This window comes from Streptomyces sp. SYP-A7185 (genome assembly GCF_046103685.1).
In the GTDB taxonomy this organism is placed as follows: domain Bacteria; phylum Actinomycetota; class Actinomycetes; order Streptomycetales; family Streptomycetaceae; genus Streptomyces.
Window position 1 is genome coordinate 6,097,598 of record NZ_CP122310.1, and the last position, 16,167, is coordinate 6,113,764.

The 16,167-nt window shown below is 72.5% G+C and carries 13 protein-coding genes; 12 read left to right on the top strand and 1 reads right to left on the bottom strand.

Annotation, left to right across the window (positions count from 1 at the left end):
• Nucleotides 1–44: 44 nt before the first annotated feature.
• From QBL25_RS26900 to moeZ, 12 genes are all read left to right on the top strand, one after another.
• The gene (locus QBL25_RS26900; RefSeq protein ID WP_409059539.1) at nucleotides 45–1,034 is read left to right on the top strand and encodes an alpha/beta fold hydrolase; all 990 of its coding nucleotides are present in this window, start codon (nucleotides 45–47) and stop codon (nucleotides 1,032–1,034) included.
• A gap of 8 nt (nucleotides 1,035–1,042) precedes the next feature.
• Complete coding sequence (locus QBL25_RS26905) at nucleotides 1,043–2,533, top strand: DUF3152 domain-containing protein (RefSeq protein WP_409059540.1); 1,491 nt, start codon at nucleotides 1,043–1,045, stop codon at nucleotides 2,531–2,533.
• A gap of 91 nt (nucleotides 2,534–2,624) precedes the next feature.
• Nucleotides 2,625–2,717, top strand: coding sequence for an Ms4533A family Cys-rich leader peptide (locus QBL25_RS26910; protein WP_344520500.1), 93 nt, complete (start codon nucleotides 2,625–2,627; stop codon nucleotides 2,715–2,717).
• Between the two features lie 149 nt (nucleotides 2,718–2,866).
• Entirely contained in the window at nucleotides 2,867–4,597 is a 1,731-nt protein-coding gene (locus tag QBL25_RS26915; RefSeq protein WP_409059541.1) for an ABC transporter substrate-binding protein, read from the top strand.
• A 20-nt stretch (nucleotides 4,598–4,617) separates the two neighbouring features.
• Nucleotides 4,618–5,610, top strand: coding sequence for an ABC transporter permease (locus QBL25_RS26920; RefSeq protein ID WP_409059542.1), 993 nt, complete (start codon nucleotides 4,618–4,620; stop codon nucleotides 5,608–5,610).
• The gene (locus QBL25_RS26925) at nucleotides 5,607–6,596 is read left to right on the top strand and encodes an ABC transporter permease (RefSeq protein ID WP_409059543.1); all 990 of its coding nucleotides are present in this window, start codon (nucleotides 5,607–5,609) and stop codon (nucleotides 6,594–6,596) included. The genes QBL25_RS26920 and QBL25_RS26925 overlap by 4 nt, the downstream gene beginning before the upstream one ends.
• Nucleotides 6,593–8,278: a dipeptide ABC transporter ATP-binding protein gene (locus tag QBL25_RS26930; RefSeq protein ID WP_409059544.1), complete on the top strand. Its 1,686-nt coding sequence runs from the start codon at nucleotides 6,593–6,595 to the stop codon at nucleotides 8,276–8,278. The genes QBL25_RS26925 and QBL25_RS26930 overlap by 4 nt, the downstream gene beginning before the upstream one ends.
• A gap of 201 nt (nucleotides 8,279–8,479) precedes the next feature.
• A complete protein-coding gene (locus QBL25_RS26935; RefSeq protein WP_409059545.1) occupies nucleotides 8,480–10,210 on the top strand; it encodes a DUF3492 domain-containing protein in 1,731 nt (576 codons plus the stop codon).
• Nucleotides 10,207–11,433, top strand: a complete 1,227-nt coding sequence (locus tag QBL25_RS26940) for a hypothetical protein (RefSeq protein WP_409059546.1) — start codon at nucleotides 10,207–10,209, stop codon at nucleotides 11,431–11,433. Before QBL25_RS26935 ends, QBL25_RS26940 begins: the two co-directional genes overlap by 4 nt.
• Nucleotides 11,434–11,590: 157 nt before the next feature.
• The gene (locus tag QBL25_RS26945; protein WP_409059547.1) at nucleotides 11,591–12,544 is read left to right on the top strand and encodes an NAD-dependent epimerase/dehydratase family protein; all 954 of its coding nucleotides are present in this window, start codon (nucleotides 11,591–11,593) and stop codon (nucleotides 12,542–12,544) included.
• The gene (locus tag QBL25_RS26950) at nucleotides 12,532–13,281 is read left to right on the top strand and encodes a spherulation-specific family 4 protein (RefSeq protein WP_409059548.1); all 750 of its coding nucleotides are present in this window, start codon (nucleotides 12,532–12,534) and stop codon (nucleotides 13,279–13,281) included. Before QBL25_RS26945 ends, QBL25_RS26950 begins: the two co-directional genes overlap by 13 nt.
• A 63-nt stretch (nucleotides 13,282–13,344) precedes the next feature.
• On the top strand, nucleotides 13,345–14,523 hold the full coding sequence (moeZ, locus tag QBL25_RS26955) for an adenylyltransferase/sulfurtransferase MoeZ (RefSeq protein WP_344520509.1): 1,179 nt from the start codon (nucleotides 13,345–13,347) through the stop codon (nucleotides 14,521–14,523).
• 66 nt (nucleotides 14,524–14,589) lie between these two features.
• On the opposite strand, the gene QBL25_RS26960 is transcribed toward moeZ, so the two are convergent.
• A complete protein-coding gene (locus tag QBL25_RS26960) occupies nucleotides 14,590–16,149 on the bottom strand; it encodes an alpha/beta hydrolase (protein WP_409059549.1) in 1,560 nt (519 codons plus the stop codon).
• Nucleotides 16,150–16,167 lie beyond the last annotated feature (18 nt).

Sequence of the window (16,167 nt, forward strand, 5' to 3'; positions counted from 1 at the left end):
GCGAACACATGAACCACCGTGTGATCGTCTCGTAACATTGCCGCATGTCTTCGACCGAGCTGCCGAACGTGATCGCCGCTTCCGTCGCGCCCAAGCCGGGTGTCGTCGCGGTCGCGCCGGGCGAGCAGCTCGATTCGGTCACCCTCCCCGGGCTCACGCTTTCCGTGCGTTCCAGGCCCTCGGTCCGTGAGGGGCTGTCGTCCGCCCTTTTCGTGCACGGGCTCGGCGGATCGTCGCAGAACTGGTCGGCCCTGATGCCGCTGCTCGAGGACGTCGTGGACTGTGCGGCCGTCGACCTCCCGGGCTTCGGCGACTCGCCGCCGCCGGACGACGGCGACTATTCGGTCACCGGGCACGCGCGCGCGGTCATCCGCTATCTGGACACGCGCGAAGACGGGCCCGTCCATCTGATCGCGAACTCGATGGGCGGGGCGGTCACCACCCGCGTCGCCGCCGTCCGCCCCGATCTGGTCCGCACCCTCACGCTGATCTCGCCCGCGCTCCCGGAGCTGCGGGTGCAGCGCACGGCACTGCCGACCGGCCTCCTCGCGGTGCCCGGCGTCGCGGCCCTGTTCACCCGGCTCACCAAGGACTGGACCGCCGAGCAGCGTGTCCGCGGCGTCATGGCACTCTGTTACGGGGACCCGGACCGGGTCTCGCCGGAGGGGTACAGCGCGGCGGTGCGGGAGATGGAGCGCAGGCTCGCCCTTCCGTACATGTGGGACGCGATGGCCCGCTCGGCGCGCGGCATCGTGAACGCCTACACCCTGGGCGGGCAGCACGGCCTGTGGCGACAGGCGGAGCGGGTGCTCGCGCCGACGCTGCTCGTCTACGGAGGCAAGGACCTGCTCGTCTCGTACCGCATGGCCCGGAAGGCCGCCGCCGCGTTCCGTGACTCACGGTTGCTCACCCTGCCGGACGCAGGACATGTGGCAATGATGGAGTATCCCGATACGGTGGCCACGGCATTCCGCGAACTGCTCGCGGACACGGGCGAGTTGAATGCATCCGGTCAACCGGGCGCGGGGAGCTGAGGCGGCGAGTGGGACGTCATAGCCGCCGGGGTTCGGCCGACCTCGCGGACACCACGGGCAACACCAACACCGACGACATACCGTCACCCCAGGGCACGCGCCCCGCGGGCCCCGGCACGGGCCGCCGCCGACGCGCCCCGGGGGACGACGGCACGCCCGCCCACGGATTCCCGCAGGCGACACCGCCGCACGGTTTCCCCCGGGCGTCGACCCCGCCGCACGGCGTCCCGCAGGCCACCCCGCCGCGCGGCATGCCGCACGTCCGCGGCGGGCACCCCGAGCAGCGTGAGCCGGGCGGGGCCTGGGGAGCCGGGCCGCGGCCGGGCGCCGCCCACGGGACACCGGGAGCGCGGACCGCGCCGCCCCGCGTGCCGGGGCCCCGCAGGGAGTACGTGGACGCGTTCGGCGACGAGTTCGCCGAAGAGGACCTCTTCGGCGGCGGCGCGACCGGCGCCACGCCCACCGTGACCGGGCCTTCGCCGCGGCGTACGCCCCCGCTCCCCGATCCGTACGCCTCCGTCACGGACTGGGACCGCGCGGTCGACGAGGACGAGGAAGCACGGGGAGACCTCTGGGCGGCCGACGGCACCGACGGGACCGACAAGACCGATGCGACCCGCAGGAGCGCCGGGACCGACGGCGGCCCCGGTGCTCCCGGCGACGGCGACCTCAGCGACCTCCCGGAAGGCACCGGCGGCGGTAGGGGCCGCACCTTCACCGGGATAGCCGCCGCCGCGGTCACCACCGTCCTCGCGGTCGTGGTGGCCGGCCAGGTGACCGACGGACCCAAGGACTCCGCCACTCCCCGGACCCAGGCCGCGAAGGAGCAGGGCAGCCGCGCCGCGGGCGAGGACGCCTCCCGCTCCGACGACCGGCCCACGCCTCCCGAGTCCGCCCCGGCGACGTACGAGGCGAAGATGGCCGAGAAGTACCCGCTGGACGCCAAGCTCACGGCCTCCGGCGACTTCGAGGCGATGGCCGGCTTCGACAAGGCGCCGGGCAAGGGGCAGCTGTTCCGCTACCGCGTGGACGTCGAGAAGGGGATGGGTCTGGACGGCGAGCTGTTCGCGGCGGCCGTGCAGAAGACCCTGAACGACGACCGGAGCTGGGCGCACCAGGGCGGCCGGGCCTTCGAGCGGATCTCCTCGGGGAAGCCCGACTTCGTCATCACGCTCGCGAGCCCCGGCACCACCGCGAAATGGTGCGCGAAGTCCGGGCTCGACACGATGCAGCAGAACGTCTCCTGCGACTCCGCCGCCACGGAGCGCGTGATGATCAACGCCTATCGGTGGGCGCAGGGCGCCAAGACCTACGGCGACCGCATCCACCCGTACCGGCAGATGCTCATCAACCACGAGGTCGGTCACCGGCTCGGCTTCAACCACACGGACTGCGCGAAGGACGGCGAGCTCGCGCCCGTCATGCAGCAGCAGACGAAGTTCCTCGACCACGACGGCATCAAGTGCAAGGCCAACCCCTGGGCGTTTCCCAAAAGTTGAGCCCACGGAGTGAGACGGAAATGCTCGGCATACGGTCGTTTTCCGATCGGAAGCTTTGACATCCGCCGAAAGTTCGTTCATATTTCTCCGCATGTCGCCTCGTCACGCCTCCTCGCGCGCCGCCCTTGAGCTGGCGCTCTTTGGCGTGACCGCGCTCTGCGTGTCCGACATTCACTGTTGCTGACGTCCGCCCCAGGCGCGTGCGTCGCATCCTCATGACCCTTCCGCGGTCCTGACCCTCTTTCGGCGACCCCCGGGGCGAGCTCTGCTCTTTCCTGCTGATTGCTGCCGTACGCCCGTGTGCCGTGCAGCGCTCCCGAGAGGCCCCTACCCATGCGTCAACCGTCCGTCATAGCCCGCCGTGTGGCAGCGGCATCCGTCAGCCTCGTCCTGGCAGCGGGCGCCGCCGCCTGCGCGGGTCCCGAGGGCTCCGAGGGCAAGGGCGCCGGGGGCGCCGAGGGCAAGCCCGCCAAGGGCGGCACGCTCACCGTCCTCAACAGCGACCCGCAGGTCGACTTCGACCCCGCCCGGCTCTACACCTCCGGCGGCGGCAACGTCCCCTCGCTCGTCTTCCGCACCCTGACCACCCGCAACCGCGAGGACGGCGCCAAGGGCGCGGAGGTCGTGCCCGACCTCGCCACGGACCTCGGCAAGTCCAGCAAGAACGCCACCGTGTGGACGTACACCCTGAAGAAGGGGCTCAAGTACGAGGACGGTTCGCCGATCACCTCCGCCGACGTCAAGTACGGCATCGAGCGCTCCTTCGCCGGTGAACTCTCCGGTGGCGCCCCCTACTTGAGGGACTGGCTGATCGGCGGCGACAAGTACGCCGGGCCGTACAAGGACAAGAGCGGCAAGGGCCTCGAGTCGATCGAGACGCCCGACGAGCGCACCATCGTCTTCCACCTGAACAAGCCCGAGGGCGAGTTCCCCTACCTGGCGACGCAGACGCAGTTCACGCCCGTCCCCAAGAGCAAGGACAAGGGCACCAAGTACGAGGAGCACCCGGTCTCTTCGGGCCCGTACAAGGTCGTGAAGAACGAGAACGACGGCGAGCGCCTGATCCTGGAGCGCAACCCGCACTGGTCGGCGAAGACCGACCCCGAGCGCAAGGCCTACCCCGACAAGATCGACGTGCGGTCCGGCCTCAACTCCTCCGTCATCAACCAGCGGCTCTCCGCCGGCCAGGGCGCGGACGCCGCCGCCGTGACCACCGACACGAACCTCGGCCCCGCCGAGCTCGCCAAGGTCACCGGCGACAAGGCGCTCGCCTCGCGCGTCGGCACCGGGCACTTCGGCTATACGAACTACCTCGCCTTCAACCCGAAGGTGAAGCCGTTCGACGACCCGAAGGTGCGCCAGGCCATCTCGTACGCCGTCGACCGGTCGTCCGTGATCAACGCCGCCGGCGGTTCGTCGCTCGCCGAGCCCGCGACCACGTACCTGCCCAACCAGAAGTCCTTCGGCTACACGAAGTACGACCACTTCCCCGCGGGCAAGTCCGGCAACGCGAAGAAGGCCAAGGAGCTCCTGAAGGAGGCCGGTCACAAGGACGGGCTCACCATCACGCTGACCCACTCCAACGCCAAGGACTTCGAGACGAGCCCCGAGATCGCCACCGCGATCCAGGACGCCCTGAAGAAGGCCGGGATCACCGTCAAGCTCCAGGGCCTGGAGGACAACGACTACTCGGACAAGATCCACAGCGCCAAGGACGAGCCGGGCCTCTTCCTCGCCCACTGGGGAGCCGACTGGCCCTCCGGCGGCCCCTTCCTCGCCCCGATCTTCGACGGGCGGCAGATCGTCAAGGACGGCGCCAACTTCAACACCGGCTTCCTGGACGACAAGTCCGTCAACGACGAGATCGACGAGATCAACAAGCTCACCGACCTCGACGCGGCCGCCGAGCGCTGGGGCGCCCTCGACAAGAAGATCGGTGAGCAGGCCCTGACCGTGCCGCTCTTCCACCCGGTCTACAAGCGCCTGTACGGCAAGGACGTCAAGAACATCGTGATCAGCGACTGGACGGGTGTCCTCGACATCTCCCAGGTCGCGGTCAAGTAAGGGCCAGCGGTCACATCACCATGAGCGAGGCCCTGTTGGCCTCGGAAGCGGGGACGGGCGCCACGGCGTCCGCCCCGACTTCCGGTGCCCGTCAGTTCTGGCGGCGGCTGCGCACGCAGCGCGCCGCCCTCGTCGCGGCGTCCGTCGTCGCGCTTCTCGTCCTGGTCGCGCTCGCCGCGCCGCTGCTCACCGCCATCGAGGGCCAGGACCCCAGCACGTACCACCCCGACCTCATCGACTCCGGCCGCGGCGGTGTGCCGATCGGCCCGTTCGGCGGGATCAGCGCCGAGCACTGGCTCGGCGTCGAACCGCAGACCGGCCGCGACCTGTTCGCCCGGCTCGTGTACGGCGCCCGGGTCTCCCTCGGCGTCGCGCTCGCCGCCACCGTCGTCCAGGTCGTGCTCGGCGTCGGCATCGGCATCGCGGCCGGGCTCGGCAACCGCCTGGTCGACCAGGTCCTCAGCCGCGCCACCGACGTCATCGTCGCCATGCCGCTGATGGTCCTCGCGCTCGCCCTGATGGCGATCGTGCCCAGCGGCTTCCCGCGCCCGGTCCTGGTCGCCCTGGTCATCGGGCTCGTCGCCTGGGGCGGCACGGCCAAGATCGTGCGCGCGCAGACCATGACCCTCAAGGAGCTCGACCACGTGGCCGCCGCCCGGCTCAGCGGCTGGAGCACCCGGCGCATCGCGCGCCGCGAACTCCTGCCGGGACTCGCCGCCCCCGTCATCACCTACGCGGCCCTGCTCGTCCCGATCAACATCACGGTGGAGGCCGCGCTGTCCTTCCTCGGCGTCGGCGTCAAACCGCCGACCGCGTCCTGGGGACAGATGCTGACCTCGGCCGACATCTGGTACCAGGCCGCACCGCAGTACCTCCTGCTTCCCGCCGGGGCGCTGTTCGTGACCGTGCTCGCGCTGACCGTCCTCGGGGACGGCGTGCGGACCGCGCTCGATCCGAGGGCCGCGTCGCGGCTGCGGGTCGGGACCGGACGCAAGCGGGAGGGCAAGGCATGACCGGCTTCCTCCTGAGGCGCTCGGTGGGCGCCCTCGTCACGCTCCTCGCCATCTCCGTGATCATCTACGCGGTCTTCTACGTCGCTCCCGGCGACGTCGCCCAGATCACCTGCGGGCCGCGCTGCTCACCGGCCCAAGTGGCGCAGGTCTCCGAGCAGTTGCGGCTCGACGACCCCGTGTACGTCCGCTACTGGGACTTCCTCCAGGGCATCGTCACCGGCCAGACCTACTCGACGGGCACGGGCGTGGAGCACTGCGACGCCCCCTGCCTCGGGCTCTCCTACCAGAGCGACCAGCAGGTCACCCAGCTGATCCTGGCGAAGCTGCCGGTCACCGGGTCGCTCGCGCTCGGCGCCATGGTGATGTGGCTGATCCTCGGCGTCGGCACCGGCGTCCTGTCCGCCTGGCGGCGCGGGCGCGTCACCGAGCGCGTCCTGACCGCCGTCACGCTCGCGGGCACGGCCACGCCCGTCTTCGTCATCGGCCTGCTGCTGATGATCGTGGTCTGCGGGCAGCTCAACTGGCTTCCCTTCCCGCAGTACGTGCCGTTCACCGACGACCCGCAGCAGTGGGCGTGGAACCTGCTCCTGCCCTGGCTCTCCCTCGCGCTGATCGAGGCCGCCAAGTACGCGCGCCTGACCCGCTCCTCGATGCTGGAGACCCTCGCCGACGTCCATGTGCGGACCTTTCGCGCGTACGGCGTCGGGGAGCGCTCGATCATCGGCAAGCACGCCCTGCGGGGCGCGGTCGCGCCGGTCATCGCGCTCAGCGCCAACGACTTCGGGTCGATGTTCGGCGGCGCGGTGCTCAGCGAGACGCTCTTCGGGCTGCCCGGCATGGGCCGCGAACTCGTGCACGCCGTCAAGGTCGTCGATCTGCCGGTCGTGGTCGGCATGGTCCTGGTGACCGGCTTCTTCGTGGTGCTCGCCAACGCCGTCGCGGACGTCCTGTACGCGGTGGCCGACCGAAGGGTGGTCCTGTCATGAGCCCGGCCCAGAACCCGGCCCAGAACCCGGCCCAGAACCCGGCCCAGAACCCGGCCCAGAACCCGGACCAGAACCCGGCCCAGAGCCTCGTCCAGGTGACCGACCTGGTGGTCGACTTCGGGGAGACGCGCGCCGTGGACCGGCTCTCCTTCACGCTGGAGAAGGGCGCCGCGCTCGGTCTCGTCGGCGAGTCGGGGTCCGGCAAGAGCACGGTGGCGTCCGCGCTGCTCGGGCTCCACCGGGGCACCGGCGCGCACGTCGGCGGTGAGGTGCGGGTCGGCGGCATCGACGTACAAGAGGCGTCGGGCGAGGAGTTGCGGCGGCTGCGGGGCGGGAAGGCGGCCATGGTCTTCCAGGACCCGCTGTCGTCCCTCGACCCGTACTACGCGGTGGGCGACCAGATCGCCGAGGTGTACCGCGTGCACACGGGCGCCTCGCGCCGGGCGGCACGCGCGCGTGCCGTCGACGTCCTCGACCGGGTGGGCATCCCGGACGCCGTCCGCAGGGCGCGGTCCCGGCCGCACGAGTTCAGCGGCGGCATGCGGCAGCGCGCGCTCATCGCCATGGCGCTCGCCTGCGAGCCCGAGCTCTTGATCGCCGACGAGCCGACGACCGCCCTGGACGTCACCGTGCAGGCCCAGATCCTCGACCTGCTGCACGTGCTGCGGGCCGAGACGGGGATGGGACTGCTCCTGGTCACCCATGACGTGGGCGTGGCGGCGGAGAGCGTCGACGACGTCCTGGTCATGCGGTACGGGCGGGCCGTCGAGCGCGGGCCCGTGCGCGAGATCCTGGGGGCGCCCCGGGAGGCGTACACCAAGGAGCTGCTCGGGGCGGTGCCGCGCGTCGACTCGCCGCGCGAGGCCGCCGCTCCCGCGCGGGGTGACGTCGTCCTCGAAGCGGTGGACCTGCGCAAGGAGTTCGGCCGCGGCAAGCGCGCGTTCGCCGCGGTGGACGGGGTCTCGCTCACGGTCCGCCGGGGGGAGACGCTCGGGATCGTGGGGGAGAGCGGCAGCGGCAAGACGACCCTCGGCCGGATGCTGGTGGGGCTCCTGGACCCCTCGGCCGGGGAGATCCGGCACGAGGGCGCTTCGGCGCCGGGCGGGGGAGTGCGGGCCGGGGTGCAGATGGTGTTCCAGGACCCCGTCTCCTCGCTCAACCCGCGCCGCGGCATCGGGGAGTCCATCGCCGATCCGCTGCGCGCACGGGGTGAGCGCGACGATGCCGCCGTGCGCGCACGCGTGCGTGACCTCATGGAGCGCGTGGGGCTCGATCCGGCGTACTACGGGCGCTATCCGCACGAGTTCAGCGGCGGCCAGCGCCAGCGGGTCGGGATCGCGCGGGCCCTCGCGGCCGAGCCGCGGGTCATCGTGTGCGACGAGCCGGTGTCGGCGCTCGACGTGACCACGCAGGCCCAGGTGACCGCGCTGCTCGCCGAACTCCAGGAGGAGCACGGGCTCGCCCTCGTCTTCATCGCCCACGACCTCGCGGTGGTACGCCAGGTCAGCGACCGGGTCGCGGTGATGCGCACGGGGCGGATCGTCGAGCACGGAACCGTCGACGAGGTGTACGGGTCGCCGCGCCAGGCGTACACCAGACAGCTGTTGGCGGCCGTGCCCGCCCTCGACCCGGAGGCCGCGGCGCGCCGCCGTACGGCCCGCAGGGAGCTGGCCGCAGCTTAACCCTCCGTAGCGAAAGAGCGCTCTCCCGGCGCCATAGCGCGACAGAACGCAACCGGCGCGGGAAAGTTACTGCCGTTCACCCCTTTTGGTGGCGTGATGGACAACCGTCCATCACGCCACCGGCATGTCCGCATACGTTCGTCCCGCTGCGAGCCGCCGGGTCAACGGGGGCTCTCCACATGGGAGATCGGGGGTGTACGCGTGCGCATCGGACTGCTTACGGAGGGTGGCTATCCGTATGTGAGCGGTGAGGCCAGGCTCTGGTGCGACCGGCTCGTGCGCGGGCTCGGGCAGCACGAATTCGACGTCTACGCGCTCAGCCGCAGCGAGCGGCAGGATGCGCAGGGCTGGATCGAGCTGCCGCCCCAGGTGAACCGCGTGCGGACGGCGCCCCTGTGGACGGTCGACGACGACGGCGTGGCCCTCGGAGCCGGGTACGGACGGCGGGCGCGGCGGCGCTTCGCGGAGTGCTTCGGCGACCTGGCCGCGGCCGTCTGCGACTCCGGAGCGGCCGGCGCCCCGCACGGCTCCGGCGCCTCGGACGCCCTGGCGGACCGTTTCGGCAGCGCGCTCTACGGCCTCGCCGACCTCGCCAGGGACCAGGGCGGCCTGGTGAGCGCACTGCGCTCCGAAACGGTGGTGCGCGCCCTGGAACGCGCCTGCCGCGCGCCGGGCGCACTCCGCGCCGCGCGCACCGCACGGGTGTCCGACCTGCTGGTCGTGGCGGGCCTCCTGGAGCGCGCCCTGCGACCCCTCTCCCTGGACTGGTACGGCGACGACGGCCTCGGCGCGGTGGATCTGTGCCACGCCACCTCCGGCGGCCCGGCGGCCATCCCCGGCCTCCTCGCCCGGCACTTCTCCGGAGTGCCGCTCCTGGTCACCGAGTACGGCGTACAGCTGCGGGCGCACTACCTCGCCACCGGCGACGAGGCGCTCAGCGCGCCGGCGCGGGCGCTGCTGACCTCCTTCCACGGCAGGCTCGCCACCGAGGTGTACGGCAAGGCCACCCTCATCACGCCCGGCAACACGCACGCCCGCCGCTGGCAGGAGCGGTGCGGGGCCGAGCGGGCGAAGCTGCGCACGGTCTACCCCGGCATGGAGGCGTCCCGCTTCGCGGAGGTCGGCGAGCGGGAGGACCCGGGCGACCCCGACACGCTCCTGTGGGTCGGGCGCATCGCACCGGCCAAGGACTTGATCTCCCTGCTCCACGCCTTCGCGGAGGTCCGCAAGGACGAGCCGAAGGCGCGGCTGCGCATCGTCGGGGCGTCCGCCGAGGGCCCGGAGGCCGACGCCTACCTCGCGCACTGCAAAGCGCTGGCCGCGCAGCTCTTCCCGGACGAGGCGGACGGCGTGCACGCCGTCGGCGACAACCCCGTGTCCTTCGAGGAGATCGGCGCACCCGGGACCCCCGAGCTCGCGGACGCGTACGCCGCCGGGAGCGTCGTCGTCCTGTCGAGCGTCGTCGAGGGCTTCCCGATCAGCCTCGTCGAGGCCATGTTCTGCGGGCGCGCCACCGTCTCCACCGATGTCGGCGCGGTCGTCGAGGTCATCGGCGGCACCGGGCTCGTCGTGCCGCCGCGCAATCCGCGGGCCCTCGCCGAGGCGTGCGTGGCGCTGCTGCGCGACGCCGGGCGGCGCGAGCGGCTCGGGGCGGCGGCGCGTGCGCGGGCGCTCGAACTGTTCACCGTGGAGCAGAACACCGAAGCGTTCCGCGACATCTACCTGGAGATCGTCTCGCACTGCCCGGTGCGTCGTGAGGCCCTCGACGACGCGGGCGAGCCCGTGCCCTTCGGTCATCCGGCGGAGGCGTACCTGCCGGGACGGTGGGCGGTCGCCGCGGGCGCGGGAGACGCGGGCGCGGGCCCGGCCGGCGCCCCCAGCTGGGCCCAAGAGGCGGACGGCACCGAGCAGTTGAAGGGGGCGGGCGTATGAGCCACGACCAGCAGGTGGACACCCCGCGGGCGCCCGACAGCCCCGGCGGCTGGGACCCGCGCTCGGAGGAGCTGGTGGCCGAAGCGGCCCTGGTCCGCGAGCCCGCGGCCTGGCGCGGGACGGTGGCGGGCGCTGCCGGGACCGGCCCCGCCAAGCCCGCCCGGCGCGGCGCCGTGGACCCGGTGAAGGCCCTGATGCACCGGCACCGCGAGCTGTGCGAGCGCGCGGTCGACCCGCTGGAGATCGCCGCGGGCCTCGAAGCGCACGGCGTGACCGACCGGACCGCGGCGCGGTTCAGGCACCGGGACGTGTTCGCCCTCGCCGAGGAGATGTACGCGCGCGTGCCCCGCGACGAGGAGGAGCGCGGCGCCCCCGCGCCCGCCGCCTCGCGCCGGGGCCCCGAAGGACCCACCGGATGGGCGCTGTTCGCCCTGCTCCCGGGCGCGGTCTGCGGACTCGCCGCCGCAGGGGTCGAGCTGAGCGCGGGGCACACGCGGTACGCCGTGGGGCTCGGCGGAGCACTCGCCGTGGCCGCCGCCCTGCGGGTGGCCCTCCGGCGCGGGCCGTTGCGGGCCGCGCGCCATGTCCCACCGGCCACGCACGCGTGGAGCTGCTTCCTCGTCGCGTACGCCCTCTTCGGCGACGGTCTGCTGCGGGCCGCCCTCTCCGGCGGCCCCGACGGGCCCTGGGCACCGTCGACCGCCGCGGCCCTCGCGCTCTCGCTCGCCGTCGCGCCCGCCGTGTGGTGCGCGCGGCTGTTCGCCGCGGGGGCCCGGCGGCGGCTCTCGCTCAGCCGGGGGCTCGCCGATTTCACCTCGGCCGTGCGGCCCCTGCTGCTGGGGACCGTCGCGCTGTACGTGTGCGCCCTGGGGGCCCTCCTCGTGGGGGCCGGGGCCGTCTACGGCGTCCCGGCCTCCGCCGGGGCCGGCGCCCTGGGCGCGCTGCTGCTCCTCGCCCGCCTCCTCTCCTCGTACGGCTTCCTGCGCGCCCCCCTGCTGATGCTGGGGGCCGCGGGCGCGGTGGAGGTGGTCTGCCTCGCCTCCGTGTTCGCGGCCCGCCTGCCCGGCGTCGCCTGGCTCGCGGCGCCGGTGGAGGAGGCGGTCCGGGCCTGGGGGCCCGGTGCCGTGCCCGTCGTCGCGTGCGGCGCCGCGGCCGGTGTGCTGCTGCTCCACTGCCTGCGGGTGCTCGGCCGGGCCTCCGCGCACGGGGACGGGGCGCCCTGAGAATGCGCGCCGCCGACCCCGGCTCACCCCATCCGACACCTCACTCTCCCGCGGGGCCGACACCGCGGGCCTTACCCCGTGCATTACGGCAACCCCCTGAAGGAGAACGCCAGATGAGCACCCCCAGCATCCGAGAATCCGATTCGGGAGCCGCCCGATGAGGGTGCTGCTGATCGGAGCCAACGGATACCTCGGCCGCTTCGTCGCCGACCGGCTGCTCGCCGACCCGGCGGTGCAGCTCACCGCGCTCGGCCGCGGCGACGACTCGGACGTACGGTTCGACCTCGCGAGCGGCAGCCCCGGCGCGCTCACCCGCTTCCTGGACGCCGTGCACCCGGGCGTCGTCATCAACTGCGCGGGTGCCACGCGCGGCGGTGCCCGTGAGCTGACCCGGCACAACACCGTCGCCGTCGCCACCGTCTGCGAGGCCCTGCGCCGCAGCGGCTGCGGGGCGCGGCTCGTGCAGCTGGGCTGCGCCGCCGAGTACGGGCCGAGCCAGCCGGGGTCCTCGACCGCCGAGGACGCCGTGCCCAGGCCCGGCGGACCGTACGGCGTCAGCAAGCTCGCGGCCACCGAACTCGTCCTCGGGTCGGGTCTCGACGCCGTCGTCCTGCGGGTGTTCTCGCCCGCGGGGCCCGGCACCCCGGCCGGCTCCCCGCTCGGGCGGCTCGCCGAGGCCATGCGGCGCGCCATGCAGGCCGGTGACGGCGAGCTCAAGCTCGGGGGACTCGGCGTCCAGCGGGACTTCATCGACGTACGCGACGTGGCACGCGCCGTGCACGCCGCCTCGCTCTCCGCCGCCCAGGGGATCGTGAACATCGGCGCGGGCCGTGCCGTACGGCTGCGGGACGCGGCGGCCGTCCTGGCGCGCGTCGCCGGGTACGGCGGCGCCCTGCACGAACTCGACCAGGGCGCCCTGAGGCAATCCATCGGGCACCCCCGGAGCGAATCCGACCACGGGAGCCCGGCCGCCTACCCCTATCCCGACGGGTGCGGCAGCTGGCAGCAGGCCGACGTGCGCACCGCGCGCGACCGGCTCGGCTGGCGCCCCCGCATCAACCTCGAAGAATCACTCGCCGACATCTGGATGGAGGCGGCATGCCGCATCTGACAAGGACCGGCACCGGCACCGCACACACCGACGTACGTCTCGGCTTCGGCATCCCCGGCTTCGCGCACCCTCTGGTCGCACCCGCCGAATGGTCCGAACTCACCCGCCCCGCCACCCCTTTGCACTGGGTCGTCCTGAATGTGAGCAGAGGCCCGGGGGACCGGCCCGACCCGCACTGCCTGGCGGCGGCGGGGCGGCTGCGGAACGCGGGCGTACGTGTTCTCGGTCACCTCGACGTGACGTACGGGGCGCGCGGCTTCGGGGAGCTGATCTCCGACGCCCACCGCTACCTCGACTGGTACCAGGTCGACGGCTTCTCGCTGGACCGCTGCCCCACGGAGCGTGCCGCGCTCCCCGAGGTGCGCAGGACGGTCACCACCCTGCGGGCGCTCTGTGACGACGCGCACATCGTCCTGGGGCACGGCACCCACCCCTATCCCGGATACGCCGAATCCGCCGATCAGTTGGTGACCTTCTCCGGCCCCTGGAGCGACTACCGCTGGTCGCAGGTGGCCGAGTGGACCGCCGACTATCCGCCCGAGCGGTTCTGCCACTTCGTCCACGGCATGCCGCGCGGCCACCTCGACGAGGCACTGCGCATCGCACGCTGGCAGGGCGCGTCGACGATCTACTTCACCGACCGGGTCGACGGCCGGGGCGCGGACGACCCGTGGGAGTCCATGCCCGGGTACTGGGACGAAATCGTCTCGCGCATCGGAACGGGTGTCTCGGAATGAAGAGGGGCGTGGCAGTGTTACGGACAGAACAACCGTTTCCACATACCGACCAACGGAGTCTCCGTGTCGCTGCCACCCCTGGTCGAGCCAGCATCTGAGCTCACCGTCGACGAGGTCCGCAGGTACTCCCGCCACCTGATCATCCCCGACGTCGGGATGGACGGGCAGAAGCGGCTGAAGAACGCCAAGGTGCTGTGTGTCGGCGCCGGCGGCCTCGGGTCACCGGCGCTGATGTACCTCGCCGCGGCGGGCGTCGGCACGCTCGGCATCGTGGAGTTCGACGAGGTCGACGAGTCGAACCTGCAGCGCCAGATCATCCACAGCCAGGCCGACATCGGCCGCTCCAAGGCGGCGTCGGCGAAGGACTCCGTCCTCGGCATCAACCCGTACGTGAACGTGATCCTCCACGAAGAGCGGCTCGAAGCCGAGAACGTGATGGACATCTTCAGCCAGTACGACCTGATCGTCGACGGCACGGACAACTTCGCCACGCGCTACCTGGTCAACGACGCCTGCGTGCTGCTCAACAAGCCGTACGTATGGGGTTCGATCTACCGCTTCGACGGCCAGGCCTCCGTCTTCTGGAGCGAGCACGGCCCGTGCTACCGCTGCCTCTACCCGGAGCCCCCGCCCCCCGGCATGGTCCCGTCCTGCGCCGAGGGCGGCGTGCTCGGCGTGCTCTGCGCGTCGATCGGCTCCATCCAGGTCACCGAGGCGATCAAGGTCCTGGCCGGCGTGGGCGACCCGCTGGTCGGCCGCCTGATGATCTACGACGCCCTGGAGATGCAGTACCGCCAGGTCAAGGTCCGCAAGGACCCCGACTGCGCGGTCTGCGGCCCGAACGCCACCGTCACCGAGCTCATCGACTACGAGGCCTTCTGCGGCGTCGTGTCGGACGAGGCCCAGGAGGCGGCGCTCGGCTCGACGATCACTCCCAAGCAGCTCAAGGAGTGGATCGACGCGGACGAGAAGATCGAGATCATCGACGTCCGCGAGCAGAACGAGTGGGAGATCGTCTCGATCCCCGGCGCCAAGCTGATCCCGAAGAACGAGTTCCTCATGGGCACCGCCCTGGAGAGCCTGCCGCAGGACAAGAAGATCGTCTTGCACTGCAAGACCGGTGTCCGGTCCGCGGAGGTCCTCGCCGTGCTGAAGTCCGCGGGCTTCAGCGACGCCGTGCACGTGGGCGGCGGCGTGATCGGCTGGGTCAACCAGATCGAGCCCGAGAAGCCTGTCTACTAGGCCCGGCGCTGAACGCAGAGGGGGCCCGCACCGTCCGGTGCGGGCCCCCTCTGCGTCCGGTGCGGCTCAGGTCTCGCAGACCTTGCCGTCCCGCGGGGCCTTGCCGTTCAGCAGGTAGGCGTCGACCGTGTCGTCCACGCAGTCGCTGCCGCTGCCGTACGCGCCGTGGCCCTCGCCCTTCCAGGTCAGCTCGACGCCGACCCCCTTGCCCAGCTCGTCCGCCATCTTGCGGGCGCCTTCGTAGGGCGTCGCGGGGTCTCCGGTGTTGCCGACGACCAGGACCGGCGCCGCGCCCGGCGCGCTCACGTCGGGGGAGTCGTGCAGCCCGGCCACCGGCCACTTGTGGCACCAGCCCGCCGTGTCCCAGCCCATGAACTCGCCGAAGACCGGCGAGATCTCCCGGAAGTCGGCCAGCTGCGCCTTGGCCTGCGCGGGCGTCGTCCGCGCCGTGTCGTCCCGGCAGGCGATGGAGCGCTGCGAATGGCTCTGCGTGCTGTAACGCCCGGACTCGTCCCGCTCGTTGTAGGCGTCGGCCAGCTGGAGCAGCGCCGCGCCGTCCCCCTTCTCGGCCTGCTCCAGGCCGCGGGTCAGGGCGGGCCAGCTCTGCTGGCTGTACAGGGTGACCGTGATGCCGGTGAGCGCCAGGGACTGGGTGAGCTTCCGGTCGCCCGACCCCGGCAGGGGCTCGGCGTCGAGGCGCTTCAGGAGGCGCACTATCTTCCGCGAGCCCGCCTCGGGGTCCTGGCCCGAGGACTTCAGGTAGTTCTCCAGGGCGCGCTGGAAGCCCCGCGCCTGGTTCTTGGCGTGGCCGATGGAGTCCGCGCTCGGGTCGACGACCGCGTCCAGCGTCAGCCGCCCGACCTTGCCGGGGAACAAGTGGGCGTACGTGCCGCCCAGTTCGGTGCCGTACGACACGCCCATGTAGTGCAGCTTCTCGTCGCCGAGCACCTGGCGCATCACGTCCATGTCCTGGGCGGCCTCGACCGTCGAGACATGGCCCAGGAGCTTGCCCGCGGCACGGGCGCAGCCCGCGCCGAAGTCGGCCGCGTCCTTGAAGTACGCCGCTTCCTCGGCCGGGGTGTCCGGGGTGAGGTCGACGGCCTCCGCGGCCTGCGTCTGCCGGTCGCTGCGGCAGCGGATGCCCTCGCTGCCCGCGACCCCGCGCGGGTCGAAGCTCACCAGGTCGTACCGCTCGCGCAGCGTGCCGTACATGTCCACGAACGACGGCAGCATGGAGACGCCGGAGCCGCCGGGGCCGCCGAAGTTGAACAGGAGCGAGCCGATGCGCTTGCCCTCGCCGGTGGACCTGGCGCGGATCAGCGCGACGTCGATCGTCTCGCCGTCCGGCTTCGCGTAGTCCAGGGGGACCTTGAGCGTCGAGCACTGCCACTCGGAGCCCGGGGCCGGCTCGCTGCCGGTGGCCTTGCAGCCGCCCCAGTCGAGCTTCTGGCCCGTGAGCGAGGCGGGCAGGGTGGAGGAGGGGTCGGGCTTCGGTGACTGCTCGGGGCCGGTCGGCGCGGGCTTCGCGTCGCCCTCGCCCCCGTCGGATCCACCGCAGCCGACGGCGAGCCCCGCCACCAGAACCCCTGCGGCGGCCAGTGCTGCTGACCGTACGAAACGCGGCATGGAGCGCTTCCCCCCTCG